We start from the raw sequence: 13,217 nt of genomic DNA, 5'->3' as shown, positions 1-13,217 counted from the left end.
CTTCAGCGCAGCGGTAGGTCAGTCGACCTTTTTTACGGGGCGCAGGCCATTCACGCCCGCGACGATATGCGCTTCCAGCTCATCCGGCGAGAATTGCCATACCTTGTAGAAATTGGTTTCGGTGGGTTCCGGCAGCGGCAGTGAAATGCGCCAGGTCTTGCCGTCCAGATTTTGATACTCGGCGATTACGCCGATGTAGCGCGCATCCAACGCGCTTTGCCCGCCGAGCTTCTTGCCGGTCTGGCCCGGCGTCAGGAAGAACTGATCGCTGTCCAGCAGGCTGTTGCCGAGCACGCTTTTGGCGTCGTTTTGCAGACTGAAGAAGTCGGCATCCATAAATTCCGCATCCGAACGCAGCAGCAGCACGCGGATTTTGATCGGCGCCGGTTGCGCGCCGGCGGCGGCATTGACCTGGCGATCGGCATCGAACACCAGGCTGTAACGCGACGGCACGCTTTTGGCGGAAGACATGCAGCCGCCGAGCGCCAACGCGCCCAGCAGCAGAAACAGCATCCCGCACCAGCGGGAAGCGATAGGGGTCGTCATCATGGGAATCTCGTCGCCCGCAGGCGTGCTGACTACTGGAGGATCCAGGTAGCTGAACCGGCGTTTTTACACGCCTTGCTGTCGCCGCCGACTTTGACGCAGTCCTGTTTGGCGGCGCGTGCGCGGCGCGGCAGATCTTTGCGCAGCGTCGATTTGTAGCGCGCTTCTGGTACGCCGGCGTTGGCCTGGATATACCCCACCAGATCGCCACCGCGAATGGCGGAGATCGCCAGCCAGTTGTTTTCCACTTCGCCCAGCGCGTAGAACGCGGCGGCGTTGTCCAGGCTGCCGACGGCGGTGCCGGTATAATTCGGGCTGCTCATGATGCTGGCGGCGTACAGGCTGCGGTACTCCTCACCGATCGGTTTGAACTGCTTCGGCGCGCTCACCGCGGCGCGGTGCTGCAGCGTGACGCCGTTGACTTCACTGCTGACGATAGCGTCGTTATTGAGCGCCGGCGGCGGTGGCGGCGGGGTGGAACAACCGGCAAGCGTCAGGGCGGTCAACAGCGTCAGGGTAATCCGTGTTTTCACAATGTCCTCTTTTCTTGATTGAATGGCTGTGTAATAAGGCGCCGTCATCAGGGCGCAAGCAGCAACACTTTTAATTGGCTCGGCACGATGCGCATGCCGAGCGCGTTGGTGGAATTCTGCAGGCTGAGGCTGGTCAGCCGGGTGGCCGGGGTGCCTTTGAGCAATACGGTAAAGGCGCCGGTCAGGTGGCGGGACGGCCCCATCACCGTCCCGGAAGCGACGCCGGTGGCCACGCCGGGGTTGTCGCCGTTGGTCAGCGGCGTCACCGTCGCCATGTTGTGCGCCGGGGTGCCGACGAACAGAATGTTGAACGCATTCGGGATGGCGGTCGGCGCCAGGGCGATATCCGGGTAGGGCACGGGCACCGGCGCCGGGCTTGGCGTCAGACAGACGTCGGGAAACGCCAGGTCCACGCCGATCATTTGGCTGTTGGCAAACATAAAAGGCCTCCGCAGGTTATCCGACGTGGATTTGTTCCGAATCCAGCTTGGTGATGTCTTTTGAGGTAATGAGCGTGTTGCGGGCATGAATGCGGGCGTAGTCTTCCGCCTGATAATCCAGCTGCCCGGCGCGCACGTGCTCGGTTTGGCGCACTTTACGGAACAGCGAATGGCTGATCTGGCTGACCGAATGCCACAGCGACTCGCAGCGCTTGCCGACCAGGCGGCTGATACTGACGAAGGCCGACAGTTCCTCGCCGCTGTATTTCATCTTGTCGACGTGGCAGTCGCCGCTGTTGGCCTGCAGCGTCATGGCGTCGCCGCTCAGCTTTAGCGCCTGCGCGCTGTGCAGCGACAGTGAACCGCTCGGCGTTTCAATTTGCAGATCGCCTGTGACGCAGAGCCGCGCTGCGCTTTGCGGCTCTGCACGTTCGAGAACGGCGATCGCCCACAGCTGGTGGCCGCAGCCGGCGACCAGCACGTTATCGCCGAGGGCCGGCGTCAGCAGGCAGCTCGCCGCCCGGCGGCAATGCCAGCCGCGGCCTTCGCACTCCACCACCAGGCTGCCGTCCGGCAACAGGTTGACGACCTGGCCGGCGGCCTGCTGGGGCGGTGCGATGTTGACGGCGCGAGTTGTGTTGGCAACGCTCATGGTGATCCCCTCGTGAAGTGGTCAATGCATTCAGATTCGGCTCTGGCGCTGTGCGCTCCAGGTTTCGGCGGCGTACAGTTCTTCGTCGCGCTCGAGAATTCCGCTGCGATCGCCCCAGCGCGTTTGCTGCTGGTGGGCGCGGTGCATGCGGGTGCGCATAAAGCGCGCGCGCCGGAAATCGGCGGCGCCGATGTCGGCATAACAGAAATCGGCGTAGGTCAGGTCGCTGTCGCTGAAATCACAGCGTGCCGCACGGCTGCGCTGGAACACGCATTGATACAGGCGCGCCTGGCTGAAGTTGGCGGCATCCAGCGTCGCTTCGCTGAAGATCGCCTGATCGAACTGCCCGCTGCGGCACTGCGCCTGAGTCAAATTGGCCTCCAGCCACAGCGACTGCTGCGCTTGCACGCCCGTCAGGTTGGCACGCCGCAGCGAAGCGCCCTTGAAATTGCTCTGGCGCAGCGTCGCCTGGCTGAAATCGACGTCGTCCAGTTGGTTATCGGTAAACTGGCAGGCGATGAGGCGCTGCCCGGCGTAACTTTTGCCGCGATGGTCACATTCGAAAAACGTGACGCGGTCGAAATCTACCCCTTCAAACTCGGTTTCACAGAGGTTTAATCGAAAGAACGTGACAAGGGATAGCCGCGCATGATTCAACGCGGCGCCGTCGAGCGGGCTTTCGTAAAAGGTGGTGCGATCGTGCTGAGTGGCGGAAAAGTTCGCGCCGGCCAATTGGCATGACATCCAGTGGCTTTGATTGAGCGGCAGCCGGCTGAAGTCGCTCTGTTCAAGCCGGCAGTCGTTGAACATCGTCAGTTCGATATGGCTCTCGCAGAAGCGGCCGCCCGGCATGGCGCACTGATTGAAGGCCGTTTGCTTCAGGTTTGCTCGTGCAAATTGCGCGTGTTCGAGTCGGCAATCGCTGAAGACGCTGTCGCGCAGATCGCAATCGGAGAAGTTCACGCCGCTCAGGTTCAACTTGTTGAACATGCCGCCGGCCAAATCCATACCGGCGAATGACAGGCCGTGCAAATCCTCACCGGCAATCAGCTCGCCGCGTTTCACGCGCTGGCGTATCTGCTCAGGTTTTGAGGTCATACTTCCTTCCCGTTATGGCGAGGCAATGTTTTCACCCTGGCGGTATAGGCACCGTCGAGCCGGGTCGCCCGATCCACCTGCGACTGCGACAAATCGGCCCGGAACAGATTGGTGCCCTGCAGGTCGGCGCCTGACAGCACGCATTTTTGCAGGATCGCCGCGATGAAATTGGCGTCGCGCAGGTTGGCCTGGGACAGATCGCTGCGAATGAACAGGCTACCGCTGCCGTTGGCCTGACGGAAATCGGCCTCGTTCAGCCGGGTTTCCGACAGGTCACAGTTATCAAAGCGCGCACGGCTGAAATTAGCCCGCTGCAACGGCATTTGGCGCAAATTGCACTGGTTCAGCGTCGCGTCGCTGAAATCCGCCTGCGGCAACAGCGTCTTCGCTGCGAAGGCGCAGGCGGTGAGGCGTGCGGCGCGGAAGCTGAGGCTTTGCGTCTCGGTATCAACCCAGGCGCAGCTCTCCAGCCGCGCCCGATCGAAGTTCACCGCCAGCAGCCGGCATTTGATGAAGCTGACTTTGTCGAGCCGGGCGTGGCTGAATATCAGCTGCTCCAGCTGCAGTTCCATCAACGTAATGTTGGCCAGCGTGGCGCGGTTGAAGTCACACTGCCCGAGCAAGGTTTCGTATCCCAGCAAATCGCGCAATGACGCCATCGTGAAATCGCAGCGTTGAAACAAGGTTTGTTGAATGTTGGTTTCGTGCAGCTGCGCGCCAACGAAATCCGTCGCTTCGCATTTCGCCAGGGCCAAAGAGGCGTGGCTCAGATCCGCCTGCTGCAAGACGGCGCCGCTGAGATCGGCGCGCGCCAACATCGCCTCGCGCAGGTCACAGCCCACCAACCGGGTTTGGCGCAGATTGGCGTTTTCCAGCAACGTGCCGCGCAAGGTGGCATGGCTGAGGTCCATGCCGGACAGATCGGCGCCGGTAAGGTCCAGGCCGCTGAGATCTTTATCGCGCTGCATCGCAGCGGTGACGCGTTGGCGAATGATTTGCGCCAGATCGCCGCTTAAACGCAGCGCCGGGTTTTGCGCCTGTGCCGACATTAAATACATCTGGTGCAGCGCGCGCTCGCTTTCCCCCAGCTGCTTGTCGCTAAACGCATCGGGACGTTGACGCGCCTGTTGAAACAGCTGGTCGCGCTGTTGTTGGTAGCTTTCCGCGCCGGAAAGGTCGGCGGGGCCTGGGCCGTCAATATCAATGCCGTTTGCCTGCGCGCCATCAAGGATTTCACGGTAATGCGCTTCAGCGCGCTGTTCCATGCCGTCGACAAACTCGGCCAACCTCTCCAAAGAGGGCATCGGTTCCGCTGGCGGCGCGGGGAACATGTCGTCGATGTCTCGGCCTTCGCGCTGCAGACGTTGGCGGTGTTGTTCGCGTTGGTGATGTTCGTAGGCGGCGATGTTTTCCACCATCGGGCTTTGCTGCGTCGGCGTTTCCGTATCCAGCCAGGGGCCGATACAGCACTCCGGCAGCAAATCTTTTTCACGAAAAGCGTGCAGAGCGCCATGCTCTTTATCAAGCCGCTGATCGAGCACCTGCCGATAATGAGCGACGCTGCGGCTTTTACCCTCAATTTCCAGCGCCGGCATGAGCTGCATGACGTCTGCGGCATCGTCTTCATTGATGGGAAGGCTGCCCTGGTAGATCAACAGCATTTGTTCGCGATGGGGAAAGAACCACACGGTGGTGTGGCGCATCGTGATTTCCCCGAAATGTGCTTCGCCGCCGCGCAGCCGGTTGATGAAGCAGCGTGCGCGCCACGGCGGTAAATGCCCTTGCTGCATCGGCTCCGACGGATGCATGTTCCATATCCGGTAGGCGGCTTGGGGCGGCAGAGTGTCGCGCTGGGCAAACTGCTGATCGCCGTCCGCCATGTTGAACAGGCGCCAGTCGATGTCGTTGGCGAAGCCGGGAAAGCCGTTTTTCAACCAGTCGGCGTCGTAGTTTTTACCAATGCGGGAGAAGCGACGCGGCCAGGTGATATCCAACGCGTCAAAGCTTGCCGGTTGCGTGCTATGCCGAGGCGACGTAAGGCGCCCCTGCAGTGATTCGACATTGGGTAGGCGATGGATACGGCCTTGCGGAAATGTTTCTGGAGTGGCGCCGATGCCGTGTGGATTATCGGCGAACTGGGTGCCGCCGTAAGCCCGGCGCCAGTCCAGACGCATTTCTGCAAAAGGAAGGGGAGTGGAGGGACGATCGTTGATCCAATGGCGATCGCCGAAAACCACCAGCGTTTTCTCCAGCGAATCCAGCTGGATCTTCACGGCGCAGGCGGTTTTGTCTTGCTGATGGTGGGTGTAGGCGTTGCCGGTGGCGAGAAACTCCGCACAGGCTTTCGGGATAGCCAGGTCGAGCACGCCGCCGCTCAACGTGAGCTCTTCGGCAGCCAGCTGCCACAGCTCCGGTTCGGGGCGCAGGCGCGGGGAAGCCCCCATATCGGCCAAGGCCAAAACGGAAACGCCCAGATGATTTTGCCCTTGCCAAGAGAAGGGGCGATGAAGCGCGCTGAGGCGCAGAGGTTTTACGACTTTCATTGTGTGTGTAAAGCTTCCTGTGGATATCAGCCGGCAGCCAGGCTGCTTGCTCAAAAACAATCCGTTTTTCGGTTTAATAGATATCAGGCTATGTCACAACAGATGAAGAAAACGATGCGGCGTTCAGCGCCGATCGTTAATGCGGGGAGCGAGCCCCGCTTCGAAATGGATGATCAAGAGGACAGCGCGCTGTCTTTCCCGTTTATTCCGCGAACCAGCAGCACGATGGCTACGGACAACGCCGCGGCGATCGTCTTGGCGATAAATTGGCCGGCGCTTTCCAGGTGATAGGGCGCAAAAAAGCCGATGTCGGCGGTGCCCAGAATCAACAGCGCGGCCAGTGCGGCAAAACAGCCCAGCTCTATCGCCAGTGCCAGTCTGCCGGGTGCCGCCGCACCCAGATAACTCATCAAAAAACCGGGCAGGATCAGGAACCCGATCAGTTCTGCGGGCGCATTCACCGCAGACATCACTTGTTGGTTGTATTTCAGGAGCGCCAGCATCAGCGCGACAAAGATCAGCAGCCGCACAGGTAACGCCGCTGCCCGGCTTGCCGACAAAAAGATTTTGCCGATCGCGGCGAGCAAGACGCAGCCAACCAGGATGCCAAAGAAGGTAAACAGGATTTGTCCCCAAAGACTGTCCTGCGTCGAAAAGGCAATAAACGCGCCCATCGTGACACTTCCTTATGCAAGGTGATTTAGCGAACTGATGGACGACAAGTCGCTTTCAGCACGTAGAAACCGGATCGCGTCGATTGAAAGGTATATTTTCGCTCAAAGCCGGGAAAGCTCTTCGATCACCGCTTTCTTGGGGTTCTTCGGGTCGTACTTTATCGCGGTGAAATGACCCGGCTGATATCGCGGCAGATCCACGACGCTGATCGGGCCTTTCGCCACCGCCGTATGGTTCTTTCCGTCTTGGGCGATGTACTTGATCTCGACTTCACAGACCGGTCGGTTGCCGTCCCAGAGATTGGTCTGGCGAATGCTGACGATTTGCCCGGAGGCGGAAACGCCGTTTTCCATCACGCTGAGAGAAGAACCGATATGCTTGAAATAGCCCCAGATATCGACCGTGATGAATTTGAAAAAACCCACCAGGCTGAGGATAGGGGCCAATAAAATCAAACCGATGACGGTGAAGATATTTTTGGCTTTTGACATGGGCATCCCTACTTATAAAAAGATCGCCAACGCCTTGCTGCTCAATCGCAAAGAACCGTTGGTTATTAAGGCCCCAAGCTGCGTGAACGTCATGGGATCGTTGCTTAGCTTGAAATTGGTTTTGCTGATTGAAAGCGGGTTATGGGAAACATCGAACATCGTGTGCTTGACGCTCAGCCCCGTTAAGGCAAGGTTGGCGCCTATCGCGGTCCACTTATAGCCATGGCAGTTGTCTTTCCAGGTGGGCGCCGAAATAGACACGCCGTCCTCGCTGGTAATGTTGATGGTTTTTGCCGTGATGGTGAGCGAACCGCTAATGGTCGTTTGCTGATCGTTTTTGTAGGTTTCTTTGACATTCCCCGTGATATCGGTGGTCTGGCCGCCAGCCTCCACCGTCAGCGTTTGACCGCCCGCGGTGACCGTAGTGGTTTGCCCGCCGGCGGTGATGGTGGTGTGCTGGCCGCCGGCGGTGATGTTGACCGTCTGCCCCTTGTTGATGGTGCTGGTCTGTTGCCCCTCGGTAATGTCGAGGGTCTGATTGCCTTTCACCGTCACATGTTGCGTCTGCGTGATGTCTTGCGTCTGCGCGCCGTCAAGCTTGAAAGACTGATTGCCGGTGATGTTGATCTTATCGCCGCCGTCGATAATCGTCAGGTCGCGGCCGCCTTTGATGTTCACCGTCTGGTGAGCGTTCAGGTTGGCGGTTTCGAGCCCATTGACGGTGGTGGTGCGTTTTGCTTTGTACAGGAATGTGGCGTCGCCGGTGACGGTGTCGTCCTGCAGGCGGCCGATGGTGGTGGTGCGACTGCCGTCAATATTGACGTTCTTGTCGTTTTCCACCGTCATATTCATGTTGCGTTCGGCGTGCATGTCGAAAGATTCGTTGCCGGGCGCGTCTTCCAGGAACAGGAAGCTGGCGTTGTCGGTGCCGCCGCCTTTGCTGCGGCTCATAAAGCCCATTTTGGTGGCGTCGCCGGGCAGATCCCACGGTGGCATGCTGTCTTCGTTGTAAACGCGGCCGGTGATGATCGGGCGATCCGGATCGCCGTTGATAAAGTCGACCACCACTTCCTCACCCACACGCGGGATCTGGATCCCGCCGTATTTCCAGCCGGCCCAGGCGCTGGAGACGCGCACCCAGCAGGAGCTGGTTTCATTGCCGTTGCCGTGGCGATCCCAACGGAACTTGAGTTTCACCCGGCCATATTTATCGGTCCAGATGCTTTCGCCTTCCGGGCCAACCACTTCGGCGGTTTGCGGGCCATGGGTTTTCGGCCAGGGCGTGGTGCGCGCGGGGCGCCAGTTGATGCCCGCCGGGACGACCTGAAATTCGGTACGTTGCTCGCCGGCGTCGTTATCATTGCTGGCGTAGCTGTTTTCCTGCATGAAGTAATGCGCGCTGACGACCAGGTAGGCCTGGTTGTCTTCCGTGCGCGGCGCCTGGGTCAGTTGGAAACGGTAGCCGGGGGCAATGCCCTGCGAACTGCCTTCGCCGCTCATCTGTTCATGCTGCGCTTCGAACTCCTGCTGGCGAACCTTGACGTAAAACTGGCCGTGGGCGTGATCGGTATAACGCCCGGGCCAGTCGAACACTTCGGCTTTGTCCTGCGCGAACGAGGCGGGATTCTGCCGGGCCTCCAGCAACCGCGCGCGCGGTTTGCGAAAATCGTAGTCGTCCAGGCTATACAGGCTGGGCGTAATGGCGTCCGAGACGCTCCAGCTGTTGATGCTGTCTTTATTTTCCACCAGGCCGCCTTCCGCGAGCTGATAGGGAATGCTGGCGTAGCCGGCGAGTTCCTGATGTGCCGACGGCGCATCAGCCAGCACCAGCGTATGGCCGTCTTGCTGGTGCGTGAAATAGTAATAGATGCCTTCGTGTTCCATCAGGCGGCTGATGAAGTCGAAATCGCTCTCCTGGTACTGCACGCAGTATCCCCAGATGCGGTAGTCGTAGCTCAGGCGATTATCGATTTTCACCTGATACTGCCCCAGCACCTGAGTCAGGATGTCGGGAACGGTCTTTTCCTGGTAGATGCGAAAGTCGCGGTTTTGCGTCAGATACCACAGCGTGGGGCGCAGCACGGCGCGGTAGATATAGTAACGGTTGCCGCCGGCTTCTCTTCCGGAGAGCGTCATGCGCGTGATATTGCCGTTGAGATAACGCGGCGCCAACGGATTGCCCCGCAGCTCCAGCGTGATTTTTTGTCCCAGCAGTGCTTTCAGATCGAGCCGATTGTCGGGGCTGAGCAGCTCGACGTCGAATTCGAACAGCCCGGCCAGTTTTTCCTCACCGGAAAGGCTTCGGAACAACAGCTGATGGGCGGGCAAAGGCGTGTGCGCAATGATAAGGCGATCCATACTATTCCCCGGTTTAGGCATAGCTACCGCACGAGAGTTGACGCGCGATCCCGATGGCGTATCTGTCACGAATTGAGACAGGAACTGACGAAAGATTTAACAAAGTTTACACAAAGGCACGATTTGTGCAGTCTACAATAGAGCTCTGCATTTGCAAAATAGCCTTGTGGATCAATGCTCAATTCGTTAACTTGCTCACGATCTTGATTTTTATTATCTAAAACATATAGATGCGAGCAGATCATTTTTTATCTCAAATTATTGGGAAATTGGTAATACCAAAAAGTAAATCTGTAACACTTAAACCAACGTGTTTATAAAACAACTCTTTTTTTTCGTAAAAAAAGTCACTGACTGTTTTTTATCCTTACCATTTGCCAGTTAAAGATGATCAAATATATAAATTTGTCGAATGTGAATTCGGATGATTCCTATTTGGTGGGCGAAAAAAGGCCCAGCGACGGGGCCTGAGGTGCGGGTTTGAACGATTGAAAATGCAGCGAGTGCCGGCGTTAAGCCGGGCAGAAATTGAAGGGAATTTGGCCGATCAGTTCGCAGAGCCAGATTAAGGCCGGGTCGCGTTGCACCTGCCGGCCGGCGATCAGTTCAATGGGAAAGGGGGCGATGGCCAACTCGTCGGGCAGCGGGAGAAAACGTACGCGTTGCGGATCGGAAAAGCGTCGAGCCACGCTGGCGGCCAGGGTGGCGATCAGATCGCTGTCGGCGACCACGGCCGGCAGAGCGACAATATGCGAAAAGGTTACGGCGACGCGCCGCTGGCCGCCGATTTCCGCCAGGCGACGGTCGACCAATCCTCTGGCAGAGCCGTCGTCGGCCGGTGCGTACAGCCCGTGCGGCAGGCTGAGATAGCGCGCCAGATCCCAGCGGCCATCCGCCAGCTGTGGGTGCGAACGGCTGGCGATGCACACCAGATGCTCTTCAAACAACGTGCGCACATAGTGGCTTTCCGTACCGGAAAGATGCCCTCCCAGCGCGATGTCCACCTCGCCACGATCCAGCTGCCGGTAAATATTGTGACGATCCAAGCGCGAAACGCGAATATCAATGCCGGGCGCTGTCTGACGCAACCGGCTGATGATGGCGGGCAACAGTAAGATATCGGCATAGTCGCCGGCCGCCAGCGTAAAGCGCCGTTGCCCGGCGGTGGCCGGATCGAAACGGGCAGGGGGTGCCAATGCCAGGTGGATCTGTTCAAGCACCTGCCGTATCTGCGGCATAAGCTGATGGGCGCGCGGCGTGGGCGCCATGCCGCCGCCACTGCGAACAAACAGCGGATCGTTCAGCAGCGTGCGCAGCCGCGCCAAGGCATTGCTGACGGAGGGCTGGGCGCGGTTGAGACGCCGGCCTGCGGCGGTCACGTTGCGCGTCTGATACAACGCCTCGAACACCACCAGCAAGTTGAGATCGACGTTGGCTAAATTCATTTTATGAATACTCTATATACAGATAATCCATTTCCAGAATCATACTGCGTTCTCTAGGCTGGTAGCACACGAATTTGGCCTTCAGTCAGGAGAAATGATGAACAAAGTCTTGGTTACCGGCATTGAGCCGTTCGATGGTGACGCGGTGAACCCTTCCTGGCAGGTCGCGCAGGCATTGGCCGGTGAGCAGATCGCCGGCGCGGAGATCGCGGTGCTCGAGCTGCCCTGCGTATTGGGCCAGGCCAATCTGCAGTTGATCGCTGCGATCGAGGCATTGCAGCCGCTGGCGGTGATTTGTCTGGGGCTGGCCGGAGGCCGTGCCGAGATATCGCTGGAACGGGTGGCCATCAATCTGATCGATGCCCGCATTCCCGACAATGCCGGTAAGCAGCCGATCGACGTACCGGTCGTCGCCGGCGGGCCAGTGGGCTATTTCAGTACGCTGCCCGTCAAGGCCGCGGTGCAGCAGCTGCGCCGGCAGGGGATCCCGGCGGGGGTGTCTTATACGGCAGGCACTTATAACTGCAACCATATCTTTTACGGTCTGCGGCACTATCTGGAGACGCAGCACGCGAAGGTCAGGGGGGGATTCGTGCATATTCCGTACAGCCACACGCTGGCGGCGGCGCATCCGGGCAAGCCGAGTATGGCGCTGGCGACGATGGTGGAAGCGGTGCGCACTATCGTGCAGGTGACGCTGACGGTAGAGGAGGATGCGCGATTCGGCGACGGTGCCGTGCATTAAAAGCAGGGCGTGGTGTACCACGCCCTGTTACCGGTTACTCGTCGGCGACGCGGATCACCAGTTTGCCGAAGTTCTTGCCCTGCAGCAGACCGATAAACGCCTGCGGCGCCTGTTCCAGCCCGTCGACGATGTCCTCGCGGAACTTGATTTTCCCCTGCTCGACCCAACTGCTCATCTGTTGCAGGAACTCATCAAAGCGAGAGCCGTAGTCGTCGAAGATGATAAAGCCTTGCATACGAATGCGTTTACGCAGGATCAGCCCCTCCAGCAGCGGCAAACGGTCCGGCCCGGCGGGTAATCCGGTGGCATTGTAATGGGCAATGATGCCGCAGACCGGAATGCGGGCTTTGGCGTTCAACAGCGGCAACACAGCGTCGAACACCGCACCGCCGACGTTTTCATAATAGATGTCGATGCCCTGCGGGCAGGCAGCGGCCAATTGCTCGGCAAAGTCGGGCGCGCGGTGATCGATGCAGGCGTCGAAACCCAATTCTTCCACCACATAGCGGCACTTTTCCGCTCCGCCGGCAACGCCGACAACGCGGCAGCCTTTCAGCTTCCCGATTTGGCCGACCACCGAACCGACTGCCCCGCTGGCGGCGGCCACCACCAGCGTTTCACCCGCCTGCGGTTGGCCGATATCGAGTAACCCCATGTAAGCGGTAAACCCTGGCATGCCCAGCACGCCCAGCAGGCGGGAAGGGTGCGGCAGGTGCGGGCCGAGGTTGCGCAGGCCGCTGCCGTCGGACAGGGCATAATCCTGCCAGCCGTCATAACCCAGCACCCAATCGCCGACGTTGAAGTCGGGATGCTGTGAGACCGCCACGCGCGAGACCGTGCCACCCACCATCACCTGACCGATCTCGACCGGCGGCGCATAAGAAGGGGCATCGCTCATGCGCCCGCGCATATAAGGATCCAGCGACAGATAAACGGTACGCAACAACAGCTGTCCCGCGCCGGGCTGCGGCACGGGGACGGTGTCGAGACGAAAGTTCGCCGCCGTCGGTTCGCCGTGGGGGCGCGAGGCCAGCAGGAAGCGGCGGTTCTGTTGAGAAGGGGACATCGAGAGCTCCTTTGCATTGCGACAAACAAGGTTCGTTAAGCCTAGTTCAGGGGCGGCAAGGCAACGTTACCGAATGTGCTTAGCCTTAGAGCGGGACGATCAGTACGTCAATATGGCTGATATTGATGAAGCGGGCGGCGGAACAGGAGACTTTGTTCATCATGCCGTCGCGGTGATTGCCGCACAGCAGCAGGTCGAACGGCCTGCTGCGGCTGGCGTATTCCAGGCTGTCACCCAGTTCGCCGTGCACGATCAGCATATCAGCAATCGGGTAACCGGCGCGTTGACGCAGCTCTTCCATAAACAGCCGGGTTTCCTCCTCCATCAGCGTGCGCAAATCGCCCAGCATCGGCCCGGCGAAATTGTTGTACATTTCCGGGTTGGCGAGGGTGCTTAACAGGGTGATGTTGCCGGCGTAGGGGCGGACGATAGAGACGGCCTTTTCCACCAGGCGGTGGCTGTCAGGCGCGACGGCGACGGTGACCAGAACGTTTTGATACCCCATATCCCACTCCTTGTTGTTTCCGCCGTGTTTCAGGCTGCCGCGTCGGTGGCCTTAGAGAACATGCTGCGCTCGGATAAAGGGTAGAACCTGATGGGCGTAATAAATGTGTTTCGCATCACG

The 13,217-nt window shown here is 59.3% G+C and carries 13 protein-coding genes; 1 reads left to right on the top strand and 12 read right to left on the bottom strand.

What is annotated here, in order from left to right:
- Positions 1-18: 18 nt before the first annotated feature.
- From tssJ to V8N38_RS15135, 10 genes are all read right to left on the bottom strand, one after another.
- The gene (gene tssJ, locus V8N38_RS15180) at positions 19-549 is read right to left on the bottom strand and encodes a type VI secretion system lipoprotein TssJ (RefSeq protein ID WP_060439705.1); all 531 of its coding nucleotides are present in this window, start codon (positions 547-549) and stop codon (positions 19-21) included.
- Positions 550-578: 29 nt separating this feature from the next.
- Positions 579-1,079, bottom strand: a complete 501-nt coding sequence (gene tagV, locus V8N38_RS15175) for a type VI secretion system accessory protein TagV (RefSeq protein ID WP_019452982.1) — start codon at positions 1,077-1,079, stop codon at positions 579-581.
- Positions 1,080-1,126: 47 nt separating this feature from the next.
- A complete protein-coding gene (locus tag V8N38_RS15170) occupies positions 1,127-1,519 on the bottom strand; it encodes a DUF4150 domain-containing protein (protein WP_004934933.1) in 393 nt (130 codons plus the stop codon).
- Between the two features lie 16 nt (positions 1,520-1,535).
- Positions 1,536-2,171 carry a DUF3540 domain-containing protein gene (locus V8N38_RS15165; RefSeq protein ID WP_060420752.1) on the bottom strand — a complete coding sequence of 212 codons (636 nt, stop codon included), beginning with the start codon at positions 2,169-2,171 and terminating at the stop codon, positions 1,536-1,538.
- A 30-nt stretch (positions 2,172-2,201) separates the two neighbouring features.
- Positions 2,202-3,269, bottom strand: coding sequence for a pentapeptide repeat-containing protein (locus tag V8N38_RS15160; RefSeq protein WP_147839801.1), 1,068 nt, complete (start codon positions 3,267-3,269; stop codon positions 2,202-2,204).
- Complete coding sequence (locus V8N38_RS15155; RefSeq protein WP_147839802.1) at positions 3,266-5,812, bottom strand: DUF2169 domain-containing protein; 2,547 nt, start codon at positions 5,810-5,812, stop codon at positions 3,266-3,268. Before V8N38_RS15155 ends, V8N38_RS15160 begins: the two co-directional genes overlap by 4 nt.
- Before the next feature lie 173 nt (positions 5,813-5,985).
- Complete coding sequence (locus V8N38_RS15150; RefSeq protein ID WP_147839803.1) at positions 5,986-6,486, bottom strand: hypothetical protein; 501 nt, start codon at positions 6,484-6,486, stop codon at positions 5,986-5,988.
- A 102-nt stretch (positions 6,487-6,588) separates the two neighbouring features.
- Positions 6,589-6,978 carry a DUF3592 domain-containing protein gene (locus V8N38_RS15145; RefSeq protein ID WP_038876796.1) on the bottom strand — a complete coding sequence of 130 codons (390 nt, stop codon included), beginning with the start codon at positions 6,976-6,978 and terminating at the stop codon, positions 6,589-6,591.
- Between the two features lie 12 nt (positions 6,979-6,990).
- Entirely contained in the window at positions 6,991-9,336 is a 2,346-nt protein-coding gene (locus V8N38_RS15140; RefSeq protein WP_147839804.1) for a type VI secretion system Vgr family protein, read from the bottom strand.
- Between the two features lie 512 nt (positions 9,337-9,848).
- Positions 9,849-10,781 carry a LysR family transcriptional regulator gene (locus V8N38_RS15135; RefSeq protein WP_060439709.1) on the bottom strand — a complete coding sequence of 311 codons (933 nt, stop codon included), beginning with the start codon at positions 10,779-10,781 and terminating at the stop codon, positions 9,849-9,851.
- 97 nt (positions 10,782-10,878) lie between these two features.
- Between V8N38_RS15135 and pcp the strand changes: the two genes are divergently transcribed.
- Positions 10,879-11,526, top strand: a complete 648-nt coding sequence (gene pcp, locus V8N38_RS15130; RefSeq protein WP_060420769.1) for a pyroglutamyl-peptidase I — start codon at positions 10,879-10,881, stop codon at positions 11,524-11,526.
- 34 nt (positions 11,527-11,560) lie between these two features.
- Here the strand turns inward: pcp and V8N38_RS15125 are convergent, their stop codons facing one another.
- Positions 11,561-12,592, bottom strand: a complete 1,032-nt coding sequence (locus tag V8N38_RS15125) for an NADP-dependent oxidoreductase (protein WP_060420772.1) — start codon at positions 12,590-12,592, stop codon at positions 11,561-11,563.
- A gap of 85 nt (positions 12,593-12,677) precedes the next feature.
- Positions 12,678-13,097, bottom strand: a complete 420-nt coding sequence (gene uspC, locus V8N38_RS15120) for a universal stress protein UspC (protein WP_060420775.1) — start codon at positions 13,095-13,097, stop codon at positions 12,678-12,680.
- Positions 13,098-13,217 lie beyond the last annotated feature (120 nt).

Origin of the sequence: Serratia nevei (assembly GCF_037948395.1) — a bacterium.
In the GTDB taxonomy this organism is placed as follows: Bacteria; Pseudomonadota; Gammaproteobacteria; order Enterobacterales; family Enterobacteriaceae; genus Serratia; species Serratia nevei.
Note: the sequence above shows the minus strand (reverse complement) of the source record. Positions and strands in the feature narration are given on the sequence as shown.